The organism is Aquabacterium sp., from assembly GCF_016234775.1.
In the GTDB taxonomy this organism is placed as follows: Bacteria; Pseudomonadota; Gammaproteobacteria; order Burkholderiales; family Burkholderiaceae_C; genus Aquabacterium.
In genome coordinates this window covers 113,966-126,943 of record NZ_JACRAH010000049.1, presented here as the reverse complement: position 1 = coordinate 126,943, position 12,978 = coordinate 113,966, and the positions used below count along the sequence as shown (strand labels likewise).

General features: G+C 63.0%; 10 protein-coding genes. 3 read left to right on the top strand and 7 right to left on the bottom strand.

Translation table 11 applies throughout. The annotated features are described in order from the left end of the window. The first annotated feature begins 49 nt into the window (after positions 1-49). Positions 50-1,033, top strand: a complete 984-nt coding sequence (locus HY836_RS15275) for a hypothetical protein (RefSeq protein WP_290677546.1) — start codon at positions 50-52, stop codon at positions 1,031-1,033. 60 nt (positions 1,034-1,093) lie between these two features. Here the strand turns inward: HY836_RS15275 and HY836_RS15270 are convergent, their stop codons facing one another. Next, the gene (locus HY836_RS15270; protein ID WP_290677543.1) at positions 1,094-2,665 is read right to left on the bottom strand and encodes an FAD-dependent oxidoreductase; all 1,572 of its coding nucleotides are present in this window, start codon (positions 2,663-2,665) and stop codon (positions 1,094-1,096) included. A gap of 129 nt (positions 2,666-2,794) precedes the next feature. On the opposite strand from HY836_RS15270, the gene HY836_RS15265 reads away from it, so the two are divergent. Beyond that, positions 2,795-4,636 (top strand): thiamine pyrophosphate-binding protein, encoded by a 1,842-nt coding sequence (locus HY836_RS15265; RefSeq protein WP_290677540.1) that lies wholly within the window; start codon positions 2,795-2,797, stop codon positions 4,634-4,636. Between the two features lie 12 nt (positions 4,637-4,648). On the opposite strand, the gene HY836_RS15260 is transcribed toward HY836_RS15265, so the two are convergent. Continuing rightward, positions 4,649-5,389: a hypothetical protein gene (locus HY836_RS15260; protein WP_290677538.1), complete on the bottom strand. Its 741-nt coding sequence runs from the start codon at positions 5,387-5,389 to the stop codon at positions 4,649-4,651. 22 nt (positions 5,390-5,411) lie between these two features. After that, positions 5,412-6,203: a hypothetical protein gene (locus tag HY836_RS15255; protein WP_290677535.1), complete on the bottom strand. Its 792-nt coding sequence runs from the start codon at positions 6,201-6,203 to the stop codon at positions 5,412-5,414. Positions 6,204-6,288: 85 nt separating this feature from the next. Here HY836_RS15255 and HY836_RS15250 point away from each other — a divergent pair, with 85 nt between their 5' ends. Beyond that, entirely contained in the window at positions 6,289-6,498 is a 210-nt protein-coding gene (locus HY836_RS15250) for an oxidoreductase-like domain-containing protein (protein WP_290677532.1), read from the top strand. Positions 6,499-6,532: 34 nt separating this feature from the next. On the opposite strand, the gene tssH is transcribed toward HY836_RS15250, so the two are convergent. The 4 genes from tssH to tssE form a co-directional block, all read right to left on the bottom strand. Further along, a complete protein-coding gene (tssH, locus tag HY836_RS15245) occupies positions 6,533-9,331 on the bottom strand; it encodes a type VI secretion system ATPase TssH (protein ID WP_290677529.1) in 2,799 nt (932 codons plus the stop codon). A 65-nt stretch (positions 9,332-9,396) separates the two neighbouring features. Next, positions 9,397-10,527 (bottom strand): type VI secretion system baseplate subunit TssG, encoded by a 1,131-nt coding sequence (tssG, locus tag HY836_RS15240; protein WP_290677526.1) that lies wholly within the window; start codon positions 10,525-10,527, stop codon positions 9,397-9,399. Continuing rightward, positions 10,491-12,485, bottom strand: coding sequence for a type VI secretion system baseplate subunit TssF (gene tssF, locus HY836_RS15235; protein ID WP_290677523.1), 1,995 nt, complete (start codon positions 12,483-12,485; stop codon positions 10,491-10,493). Before tssF ends, tssG begins: the two co-directional genes overlap by 37 nt. A gap of 1 nt (position 12,486) precedes the next feature. Next, complete coding sequence (gene tssE / locus HY836_RS15230) at positions 12,487-12,942, bottom strand: type VI secretion system baseplate subunit TssE (RefSeq protein ID WP_290677520.1); 456 nt, start codon at positions 12,940-12,942, stop codon at positions 12,487-12,489. Between the last annotated feature and the right edge of the window lie 36 nt (positions 12,943-12,978).

Below are 12,978 nucleotides of genomic sequence, written 5' to 3'. Positions count from 1 at the left end.
AACAGCCGAAAACCACCTCCAGATCAATGCACTTCACTGGAGGCGGCCCATGGGCGCAGATCATCACGTGGCCATCCTTGGCCAAGGCTACGCCGTACCCGACATCGTCCGGGGCAACGACGATCCCATTTTCGACTGGCTGAAAAAGCATTCGCCGTCCGGCACGGACCTGTTCAACGGCCTCAAGTACCGGCGGGTGCTGCCGACGGCCGACGGCGTCATCGACATCATGACTGAGGCCTGCAAGCAGGCCATGGACCGCGCCCGGATCAAGGCCGAGGACGTGGACATGATCCTGGGAGCCGGTTCGGTGAGCGACTACATCGCCCCCAACGACCTCGCCGTGGTGCACCACCAGTTGGGCCTGTCCGCTCACTGCCGCGTGATGCCGCTCAACAGCGATTACTCCACGTTTCAAGATGGCGTGCGCCTGGGCACCGACCTGGTCCGCAGCAACACCCTGCGTCACGCCCTGGTGGTCTGCGGCAACAACTGGACGCACCATGTGGATTACCACGAGCCCGTCTCGCTGGCCGCCTCGGATGGCGCTGGTGCCGTGGTGCTGGGCTACAGCAGCAACCCGCGCCACTTCCGCCTGATCGATTGGGAAAACGAAACGCAGAGCCGCTGGTACGGTGCCTTTCGCATGGCAGCGCGCCCCACGCCCGACAAGGACCGCTTCACCACGCCCCTGATGAAGCTGGACGACAAAACCGGCCAGGAGGCCTTCAAGCAATTCGGCCTGAAGGTGCCCGGGCCGCTGGTGCAACGCCTGCTGAGTCGTCATGGCCTGACCGGTCAGGACATCACCCTGATCGCCCACCAGACATCGAAGATGGTCCAGGATGCCTGGCAGGCGGCCATCCAGCCCCGGCACTACATCAGCACGCTGGAAGAGTTCGGCGACATGGTGTCCTCATCCGTGCCCGTCAACCTGGCCAAATGCCATGCCGAGATCCACACCAGGCACCTGGTCCTGCTGGGCATCGGCATGGAAATGCACGCCACGGCCTTGCTGCTGGAACGCAGCTAGCCTGGCCGGGCTGGCAACTGAGGCACCCGCCATGGCGCGCCTCGGTTGCCATCGCGCGTTTCAACCCATGTAGGGCGGAGGCTGCAGACCCAGGTGGTTTTGCAGCATGTCTTCGGCCGTGGCCAGCGCACCTTCCACCCAGCCTTGCGCATGTGAATAAGCCTCGCCGCAGATGTAGACCGGCTTGCCCTTCACAGGCTGCACGATGCGCTTGCTCACGTGCTGGCTGTCCACATACTGAGGCCAGAAGTTGGCACCGCCACCGAAGGGGTCATCACCCCAATCGCGATAGGCCGCCGCATAGGGACGGCGCTCCGGCGTGTCTTCAAGGCCATGCATCTCCAGCAACTGGCGGTGTGCCTCCTGCACCATGAGCTTGGGCGCGGGGTTTTCCTTCCACTCCACGGCGGGGTCGTTGCTGTCGGTCCCATCCTCGTTGGGGAAGCCTTCCGGGTCGTTGCGCAGGCCGGCCCAGTACGCCAGGTCCAGCCCATCGTTGTAGATCAGGATGGCGCCCGCCTTGGTGTCATCGCCCACGGGCCAGTAGTAGCACTGGCGGATCGGCAGATCGGTAACGGACTGGCCTTGCGTGATGCCCAGCTCCTCCCACCAACGCGTGCGGTAGCAAAGGGCCAGCTTGAACAGCGGAATCGGCACCACGGACTGGATCAGCTTGTGCACCTCATGATGTTCCTTGCCCAGCACCGCCCCGGTCTGATCCAGCAACTCCAGCGAACGACGCGGCATGGCCAGAATCAGCTTGCGTGCACGTACCACCTTGTGATGCCCGGCGTGCACCAGATGCAGCTCCGCCCCTTCGCTGCCATCGTCCAGCTGGACGGTGTCAAAGCGCTGCAGGCGATGCTCGAAGTGCACTTTGCCCCCCACCGACTCGAAGCGCTGGTGCAGGGTCTTGGGCAACATCTCATAGCCCTCTTTCAGACGGCTGTACTGGATGCTGGCGCCATAGTCGCCAATGTTCCAGGGGAAGCCATCTGCCGCATTCCAGGTGAAGAAGATGGAGTCATAGCCGCTGGTGTCTTCGGCAAACTGGAAGGACTCGTGGCTGACCGACCGGTTGTAGATATAGCGCATGGTCAGATCACGCACGCTGTGGCCCTCGTAGCGGCCGGTTTCGGCCACCTTGTCCCAATCCACGGTCTTGAGGTCCACGTGCTTGCGGTGGAGCACTTCTTCCAGGTAGCGCTCGGCGGCCAGGGCCGTGAAGCCTTTGGTGAAGCCCTCGTAGTCCGACTTCGGGATGTCGTAAGGCACTTTGGCCGGATCCGACAAATCCCTGGTGCGCAGATGGCGCCCACGCAGATAGGCCATGTTCGGATCCTGTGCCACCACAAAGGGCACGGTCTCCAGCTTCAGATAGGACACCAGCGACGACACCATGGTCTGCGCACTGGTATAGCGCATACCCCCCAGCTCGATACGTCCCTCGGGCATGCCCGGAGGCTGCGCCGACATCAATCGCCCGCCGACGCGGTGACTCAACTCGAAGGCCTCGACACGAGAGCCCTTGCCTTGCGAGCTGGTCAGCCACCGCCAGCCGCTGTAAAGCCCTGACACGCCCGCGCCGACGATGGCGACATCAAGAACCGGGTTCAAAGCATCTGTTTTCACTGTTTAGCCCTGTGGTGGTGGAGGGCACATTTTTGACAGCCGCCGCCCGTCTCGATCGGGCGATGTACCCGCCATGTCTGGCCTATTTGCCCGGCACCAACCCAAGCCCAATCCAGGAGTTCGTCGAACATGTCGTCCAATGCCCCCGCGCCCTCCACCGTCCCCTGCGGCACTGTGGCCCAACTGCTTCTTGACTACTTGAGCGCAGAAGGGGTCGACAAGATCTTCGGCATCCCCGGTGGGGCAGCCGTGTGGTTGATGAACGAGTTAAAGAAACAATCACAACCCATCGACTATGTGATCTGCCGGCACGAAACAGGTGCGGCCTACATCGCCGATGGCTACGCGCGCGTCAAGGGTGGCTTGGGCGTGGTGCTGACCACCTCGGGCCCTGGTGCCACCAACGCCCTGACAGGTGCCATGAACGCGCAGGCCAGCAATTCACCCGTGCTGGTGATCACCGGCGAAGTGCCCGAGGCCTATTACGGCAAGGGCTATCTGCAAGAAGGCACGGACGCCAAGCTGGACGTGCACAACATCTTCCAGAACGCCCTGGCATCGAGTGCCATCATCTCCAGCCCGCTGAACTTCCAGACCTTGTTCCAGCAGGCCCTGCGCAACGCCCTGTCACTGCCCAAGCAGGCCGTTCACATCAGCCTGCCCAATGACATCGCGGGCGAATGTGCACCCAACTATCCAGCCAACATCAGGCCGTCCACCTACCGGCCCGTCACGGCCTGCACGGACCCCAAGGCCGTGACCGACACCCTGCATGAGCTGGTCCACGCCACGCGCCCGTTGATCTTCCTGGGCAACGGCAGCCGCGACGCCCTGGCCTGCCCCGAGCGCCTCAAAGCCTTCACCGAGTTCGTGGACCGTTTCGGCATCGCCGTGATGACCACGCCGGATGCCAAGGGGATCTTCCCGGAAACGCATGCCTTGTCATTGCGCAACTACGGCATCTGCGGTTGCGCCTGGCCCAGCCTGTACATGCACCCTTCCAACAAGGCCGATCAGTTCGACACCTTGCTGGTACTGGGCTCCAGTCTGGGCGAGCTGTCCACATCCGTCACTGCGTCGGCGCTCTACAGCCCGGCGCTCGAACCCACACGGCACTTCATCCAGGTGGACCTGAGCGCCGCCGTCATCGGTCGCGACTTCCCCATCACACGCGGCGTCGTGGCCGAGATCGCGACCAGCCTGGATCTGATGCTCGACAAGGCACGCCACCTGCAGCCAGACCAGGCCAAGGTCGATGCACGCAAGGCGGTGATCAAACAGATCAAGCTGGACCATGCCCCCTGGGCCGACCCGGCCGGCCGCGACAGTGAAGCCGCGCCTGTTCACCCCGCAGCGATGATGCGTGTGGTCGACGAACTCGTGCACAAGGGCCACATCTTCATTGACGCAGGCAACTGCGTGGGCTGGTCACTCAACAACCTGGTGATCAACCCGCCGGTGCGCTATCACAGCGCCCTGTCCATGGGCCCCATGGGTTTTGCCGTGGGCGCCGTGGTGGGTGGCAAGATGGCGGCCCCTGATCTGCCCAATGTGGCCATCGTCGGCGACGGCGCCTTCATGATGCACGGCGCCGAGATCTCCACGGCCGCGCAGCACCGCGTGGGTGCCATCTGGATCGTGCTGGACGACAACGACCTGGCCATGGTCAGCCAGGGCATGGCGCAACTGCTGCCCCCGGCCGCGCAATGGGATGACTACTACCAGCTGGGGCGACCTGATCTGGCGAAGTTTGCGCAAGGACTGGGTGCGCATGCCGTGACCATTGCCCGCGACCAAGGCACGCAGGCATTGCGTGAGGCCCTGAAGCACGCGCTGGCCGATGCAGATCAGCACCATCGCCCACAGGTGATCGTGGTGCGCATCAACACCCAGGTGGCGCCGCCTTATGGCTGGCCGGTGCTCACCCCGGCAGACTGCAGCCCAAGCAAGCCTTGTTGCGGCAAGACCTGAGGCGCTGGCCGATCAGGGCGCGCGCTGCTTGAGGAAGGTCAGATTGAATGGCACGCTCAGGCTGGCGCGATCAATGGTGAGCGGGAACGGCTCGATCGGTGACAGCAGGCGGAACGCGGTCTGACTGCTCATGTGGGCCGTCACCACCCCTTTGACGTGTGGCCGCACCGAGAACACCGTGTCGATGGGGATGTTGAGCGTAGGTGGCAACTCGCCGCTGATGGCCACATCCATGTCCACCGGCACGTCAACCTTGACGGGCACGGTCATCTTCAAGGGCACATTGAGCGTGACCGGCACCGACACGGGCATGCTGGGCAGCCAGGATCGCAGGGCCACCTGCATGTTCAACGTGGTATTCACGGGCACCACATGCTCCACCGTGACCGACGTGTCCACCGGCAAGGTCGTCTTGATGTGCGCCATGGCTTTGAGGTGATCCGGCATCTGCACCGACATGGTCTGCTTGATCGGAATCCGCACCAGGGGGCGCATGTCGATGCGCGTCTGCAGCGGGGAGCTGACCTCGGCCATGGCCACCATGCCTTCGGGCAAACGCAAGAGAACCGGCTGCTTGAGCAGGGTCAGGCGAGCTTCCCAATTTTCGTAGAAATACCAGACCGACACACTCATCAGCACCAGCCAGATCAGCAGGACGGTGCCCCCGACCACGATCAAGGCCACCGGCTTGATAGGACGGTTCCAGCCCCATGGGATGGGCTGAGCAGCGGTCAGGCTCGGGTGACGGGTCATGGCGATGCGGCGCCCTGTTGGCTCAAGGTGCAGGCGCTTTGCGCCTGGGCGCCAGCGTCACGTCCTCGAAGGGCACGGTCAAGTCCAGCAAGGACAGACCTGCCCTGACCTTCTGCTGCGGAAACGTCAAGCTGGCACTGACTGGTGCCGTCAAGGGCAGCGACATCGCGCCATGCAGCGGCAAGCGCGTCTCGATCACCGTGTCCAGCGTGGTGTGCAGCGGCTCGCTGAAGCGCACCGTCACGGGGGTGACGAGCACCAGCGGCAGGTCTTTGTGAATCGGGATCACCATGTCCACCGGCACGTCAGCCTTGACCGGGATCTTGCCCTGAATGGGCAGGGTCAGTGGAATGCCCAGGATGCGCGTCTTGACCTGGGTGTCGAGCTCCACCACCTGGTCCACCTTGAGCACATGCTTGATGGGCACATCGATGTTGACAGGCACCACCGTGTCCAGGCTGACCTTGATCGGAATGGCCTCATTGAGCGGAATGCTCAGATCCTGGTGAATGGGCACGCGCACAGGCAGCGACTGGTTGTCCAGGCTGATCTTGACCTTCTGCGTGACGGCAGCTTTCACAGCCAGCTCATGAGGCAACAGGATATCGGCCTGCTGCTCCTTGAGCACCACCTGAGCGGCCAGGTTGTGCCAGGCCCACCAGGCCGCCGCAGCCGCCGCCGCCCCCATCAGGATCAGCAACAGGCCGGCCGTGAGGATCAGGTGCTTCCAGGTCACGGTGCGGCCGTAGATGGCCAGCATCGGGCCGGACAAGGGCGCTTCAGGCAAAAGAGAATCAGGTGCAGCTTGTGTCACACGGGGACTATGCCACGGCCAGCATCGCTAAGATGCAGGGTTTTCAAGACGCGACAGGCCTTTTCCGCCCCCGGCCAGCCCCAAGATGGACTTTCCTTTGACCGATCTCAACGCCGTCCGTGCGATGTTCGACAGCCTGCAAAGCCAGGCCAGCGCACGAGGGATCAGCCTGCGGCAGCCCCCGGATGAGCCCACCACCTGCTGCGGCAGAGGCTGCAACGGGTGCGTGTGGGAGGGTTTTTACGCCGCAGCCACCTACTGGCGGGACGAGGCGCTGCTGATCCTCGGCGATTGAGGATCCGGCACGGCACCTGCCCACCCCGGGGCGATCAACTCACTTTGAACTTGAACTCGCCGTTCTTGCCTGCGCTGACCTTGATCTTGCTGATCGGCTGACCTTCGGCCATGCGCGCCAGCACGCTGTCGGCCACCTCGGGCAACAGGCTGCCGTTGAGGATGTGGTCCACGGCGCGGGCGCCGGTGTCCACCTCGGTGCAACGGGCCAGCACCGTGTCGATCAGGGCGTCGTCGTACTCCAGCACCGCCTGGTGGTTGGCCATCACGCGCGCCGCGATGCGATCGAGCTTGAGCGTGATCACGCTGGCCAGCACATCGTCGCTCAGAGGGTAGTAAGGCACCACTTTCGTGCGGCCAATGAAGGCCGGCTTGAAGGTCTTGTACAGCGTGGGGCGCAGGGCCTCGGCCAGCTCGTCAGCGGCCGGCAGTTCGTCGGCAGCCTTCATCACCGTGCCACCCGCTTCTTCATCGTGCTTGAAGCAGGCCTGCATGATGCCTTGCGAGCCCGCGTTCGAGGTCAGGATGATGACCGTGTTGCGGAAATCGATCTCGCGGCCTTCGGCGTCGTCCATCAGGCCCTTGTCGAACACTTGGAAGAACATCTCCAGCACATCCGGGTGGGCCTTTTCGACCTCGTCGAGCAAGACCACGCTGTAAGGCTTGCGGCGAACGGCCTCGGTCAACACGCCACCTTCCCCATAGCCCACATAACCGGGGGGCGAGCCTTTGAGGCCACTCACGCTGTGCGCCTCCTGGTACTCGCTCATGTTGATGGTGATCAGGTTGCGCTCGCCACCATAAAGAATGTCAGCCAGGGCCAGGGCCGTCTCGGTCTTGCCCACGCCGGAGGGGCCTACGAACAGGAACACACCCTTGGGCTTGTTGGGATCTTCCAGGCCTGCACGCGCCGTGCGCACACGTTGGGCGATGGCAGCCAGGGCGTGGTCCTGCCCGATCACGCGTTCCTGCAACGTGGCCTGCAGGTTGCGCACAGTCTTGATCTCGTCCTTGACCATCTTGCCCAGCGGAATGCCCGTCCAGGCGGCCACGATCTCGGCCACCACATGGCCATCGACCTGCATGGGCACCAGTGGCGCTTCACCTTGCAATGCGGCCAGTTCGGCCTGCTTCATGGCCAGCAACTCGTGATCGGGGCTGGCGTGGGTAATCGTGGCCTTCTTGCCCTTGGCCTTGCTGCTGGCCGCGCTGGTGCCCGACTTGGTGTCGGCGCCAGCGCCTGCAGCCTGGTCGACACCGGCTTCGGCGCTCGACAGGCCGCCGGCCTGATGCTCCAACTTCGTGCGCAGTTCGCGGATGTCCTGGACCAGTTGCTGTTCGAAAATCCAGCGTTCTTCGTCTGCCTTCAAGGTGGCCACGATGCCGTCACGTTCTGCCTTCAGCGCATCCAGGCGATCACCATGGCGCGCACCGGCTGCCGCCTCGCGTGTCAAGGCCGCGCTTTCCGCATCCAGCCGCTCCAGGCGCTTGCGCGCGTCTTCAATGCGCGCGGGCGTGGCGCTCTGGCCCAACGCGACCTTGGCACAAGCGGTGTCCAGCACACTGATGGCCTTGTCAGGCAACTGGCGGCCGCTGATGTAGCGGGCAGACAGGCGCACCGCCTCGGCGATGGCTTCGTCAAACAGGCGCACACCGAAGTGCTTTTCCATCAAGGGCGCCATGCCCCGCAGCATCGCGCAGGCCAGCTCTTCGGAAGGCTCCTCCACCTTGATCACCTGGAAGCGGCGAGCCAGCGCGGCATCCTTTTCGAAGTATTTCTTGTACTCGCCCCAAGTGGTGGCCGCGATCGTGCGCAGCTCGCCACGCGCCAGCGCAGGCTTGAGCAGATTGGCCGCGTCATTCTGACCCGCCTGGCCGCCCGCACCGATCATGGTGTGCGCCTCGTCGATGAACAGGATGATGGGATGCGGGCTCTTCTTGACCTCATCGATCACGTTCTTCAGGCGGTTTTCGAACTCACCCTTGACCGAAGCGCCAGCTTGCAACAAGCCCATGTCCAGCACGTGAATGGCCACACCTTGCAAGGGCGTGGGCACATCGCCCTGTGCCACGCGCAGAGCCAGGCCCTCCACCACGGCAGTCTTGCCCACGCCGGCCTCGCCCGTGAGGATGGGGTTGTTCTGGCGGCGACGCATCAGGATGTCGATGGCCTGGCGAATCTCGGTGTCACGGCCAATCACAGGGTCCACCTTGCCGTCCAGCGCACGCTGCGTCAGGTTGGTGGTGAACTGGTCCAGTGCGGGCGTCTTGCCGCTCAGACTGTCGCTGGCACGGGCTTCATCGGCCTGCGTCTCGTCACCTTCGGCAGGCGCACCGGCGTCACGAAGCGCTTGCGTGGCCTCTTGCGAACCACGCGTCACGTCGGCCATCTTGAGCTTGAGCTCATCGAGCTTGAAGCGCGCAAACAAGCTGGACGAACGCAAGGCCAGTTGGCTCAGCGTTGGCTCGGTCAGCAGGGCCAGCACGATGTGAGCGCCACGAATGCGCGCCGTGTGTGATTCCAGCGAGGCGATCAGCCAGGCGTGTTCAAGCAGGACTGGCAAATGGCTGGAGAACACCGGCGTGCGGCTGTTGCCGGTCTTGAAGCGGCTCAATTCGGCTTCCAGATCACGCTGCAGTTCGGTGGCCGACACGCCGAAACGCTGGCACAACACCGTCAGGTCGCTTTGGGGTTGCTCCAGCAAGGCAAGCATGAAGTGCTCCAGATCCACCTCGTAGTGGCCACGCGCCATGCACAGACTGGCGGCGCGCTCGGCGGCACGACGTGTGGTGTCGTTGAGCTTGGAGATCAGGGTCTTGAGGTTCTGGCTCATGGTGATGACAGCTTGAAATGTATTTTTGTTTAATAGATCCGACCGATCAGCATCAGGCGCGACGCTCAGGCCGCGGCATGGATGTCATAGCGCACGTCGACCCGGTCCTCGTTGGCCGATCGTGTCTGCAGAAAAGTGTCCCAGCCCAGACGGAAGGCCGTGGCCGGGCGAGTTGAATTCAGCGCACACCCCTGCACATCGTCCCGTTGCAACTGCAGGTTGATTTCATACTCCAGGCTGATGCCACCCAACATGGTCAGCATCTCCTTGAGCGCCAGCGCCCCCTTGCCGCCAGGCAGGAAGCGCCTGAACTTGGCGTGCGGCAAAGGCCCCAATACGACGCGCATGCGAAGGTCCCGTTGCCATACGCGCTCACCCAGCATGGCCGAGCGGCCCAGCACACCGTTGAGTGGCGCAGCGCCCGCACGGTTTGAGCCAGTCAAGCCCAGGTAGGCACGACCCGAAGCAGGGATCTGGTACCAGCGCCCGACGAACTGTTCCAGACGCACGGGCACGTTGAGGTAGTCGCGCAAGACCTGCTGCAACTGGCTGGCCGACAAGGTGCGTTGCTGCAGCGTGCCGGCGTAATAAGCCAGCGCTTCGTCAGCCACCGCGCCCCGCTCGCCACCCAACCGATCGCGCAATCCCCTCTGCCCGAGCCCGGCCAGGGACAGAGCCAGGGGCAGGAAACGGCTGCGCCGATCTGCCTCGAACTGGATGGGCATGCGGTGCTTGCGCCAGGCCTCGTAGAACAGCGACACCGCCCGATGGCTGAACATATCCATGAAGGCACGCCCGGCATAGTCCTTCTGGTACAGCTCACGCTGGGACAGCATCTCCGTGTAGAACAACGGCAACGTGCCATTGACACCCAGCAGGCCCATGAAGGCGGGGGTCATGTCGATGCTGTCGATGTGTTGGGCCAGCGGTACCGTGGCCAGAGCTGCCGATACAGGCACCTCGCTCGCCTGATCCTCGGGCCGCAGATGGACCTTCAAGGACTCGATCTGGCTGGGCGGAAAGGACAGCGACAGCGAGTTGCGGAAGTTCAGGCGCGACAGCCCCTTGCCATCCGGCGAAGCCAGCCCCATCCAGCGGTCCAGCAAGCGGACGGCCTGGAAAAAATCAAACTGCTGCGGAGCTTGCAGCAGTTGATCGATCACACCAATGTCATGTCGCCGTTGCGAGGGGGGCATGAGAGCACCTCTTCCTGCGTTCGGGCCGACACCAGCGTCAATCGCGTGAAGCTGTTGGCATGAACGTACAACCCAAAGAAACGGTCCAGCACGGAGGCGAACAGCCCCAGCCCAGCACCGACAAAACTGTCTTCGTCCACCGTCAGACGCACTTCCGTGCCGCGCACGAAGGTGGCATAAGGCTCGCCTGGCAACCAGGCCGTGGCTGGCTTGAACTCGACGCGTAGCACGCCATCGATCTGCCGGCGGTTCGATGCACTGCGAGGCAGGTCATACAGGCGCAGCATCTCCTTGAGTGCATCGATGCCGCCACCCGACAGCGACAGGTGGTTCAAGGACAGATGCGAGATCAAACGCCACAGCGCGCCACGACCACGCTCGAACCGCATGCTGGGCGTCGGTTTGCGCAGCAGGCGAACCTCCTTGGCCAGACCACCGCCCTCCATGAACAGATCGCCACCCGCCACACCAAAGGGCAACAAGGTGGGGAGATCACGGTTGGTCGCGGTCACCGTCAGGGACAGCGTTTCGGTCTGGGGCAAGGCGGGGTTGAAATCCACATCCACGATGGACATGGACAGCTCATAGCCGGGGCTGTCTGAGGCGACATCCTCATCGCGCTGGGCGGACCAGTAGCGCCCCCCTGCCCTTGCTGCATCACCTCGTTCCTGAGCAGATCGGATCAATCGTTGCGCCGCCATCGTAGGAGCCGCGTCGATCTCGTCGTCATCCAGTTCAGCCCCCAGCAGATCATCGTGTTGCAAGGAGAAAAAGGGCTTGAACTCCTGAACCGATTCACCTTGCGCCGTCTGCCTGACGCGAAATACCCTGTCGATCGAGTAGACCTCATAGCCGTAGGCACGACGCCCGTCCACCACCACAGGATACGAACTGGCCGCATGCGTGACGCGAATGGGATCAGCTGGCTGCTTGAACAGGTTCACGACCGGCGCGCACCCCAACAGCAGGTTGCGCACATTCATGGACTCCAGCAAGCGAGATTCATCGGAATCAGCCCGCACGCCAGACAAGAGCAGATGGACTGTCAAGCTGCGGCGCATGGCGCCTGCGTTCTCCTGGTCCTGTCCCATCGCGCTGCCTCCCGTGCGCAAGGCAAGTGGAACGGGCACGGGTACATCCACGAAATTGAATTTTTCCGGGAAGGCAAAGTACTCGGTCAACAGGCGATAGGCAGGATGAGACCGCGCATCAAAATCGATCATCGCCTCATCGTCCGCGAAGCCGGCCAAGGTGGGCCTGGGTAACTCGCCAGACAAGGACGCGGCAGGCGCATGCCAGGGCTGATGCGCATGGGTCTGCACCATGATGCCCTGTACCTTGTGGCACAAGGCCTCGCGCAATGCACTCACCTGTGAGGGCTCGCCATCCAGGTAAAAGCGCAAAGGCTGATCGGCCACCATGGCCCAACTGGCTTGCGGCGACAGCAGGTCCAGCGTGACCGAGATGACCGACGTCACGCCTGCAGGCAGGCGTGTGCCCTCCGGCGCAGACACCGCATTGCGATAACCCACATCGGACACGCGCAGCGGCAGCAAATGCACCGCCTGCGTGGTTCTGAACTTGCAAGGCACGCCTTTGACAGGCCGCGTGGACATCATCGTGCCGCGCTCGATCGTTGCCGGCTTGCTCATCTGGCCAGCTGCCGCCCCCAGGTCGAACTGCGCGATCGACGCGCTGGGAAATGGCCTCAGATAGTGCGGATACAGCACCTCCAGCAGCGACTCGGTGAACAGCGGGAAATCGTCATCGAGCCGCTTGTTGACGCGTGCCGTCAGCAAGGCGAATGACTCGATCATGCGCTCGACGTGCGGATCCTTCGCTTCGTCCGAACCCAGCTGCAATTGCCCGGCGATACGCGGATAAGCCTGTGCAAACGACTGCCCCCTACGTCGCAGGAAGGTCAGCTCGTTTTCGAAATAGGGCAGCAAGGCGCGCATGTCAGTGGCTCACCTGGTAATACATGCCTGCAGAATCAAACTGCGCGCCAAAACTGACGGCATCCTGAAAACCCGTCACGCGCAACATGGCGTGGATATCAAAAGCCAGGCGATGCACTTCAGACTGCGTATTCCGCAGCCTGACCATGACATTGCGCAGACGCGGGTCATAGCGTTCGATGGCTTTGGCCATGGCCAGACAGATCTGGTCGCGGTCGACGCCGCTGGACAAGCTCTTGGCAGAGAAGTCAGGAATGCCGAAGTTGAAAATCGAGGCACCCGCCATGGGGAACCCCGTGAACTCGTCATCGTCATAGCATCGACGCGTGTTGAGCAGCCGCTCCAGATCACGCGCCACCTGCGCTTTCAACTGAGACAGATCGACGCAAAGAAACAGCTCCGACCGGTTGGTGTCCGAGTTCAGAAGCCGATCCCACAGAGATGTTTGAAAACGCATGGCACAACAAAAAAAGGCCGCTTGACGCGGCCTTCA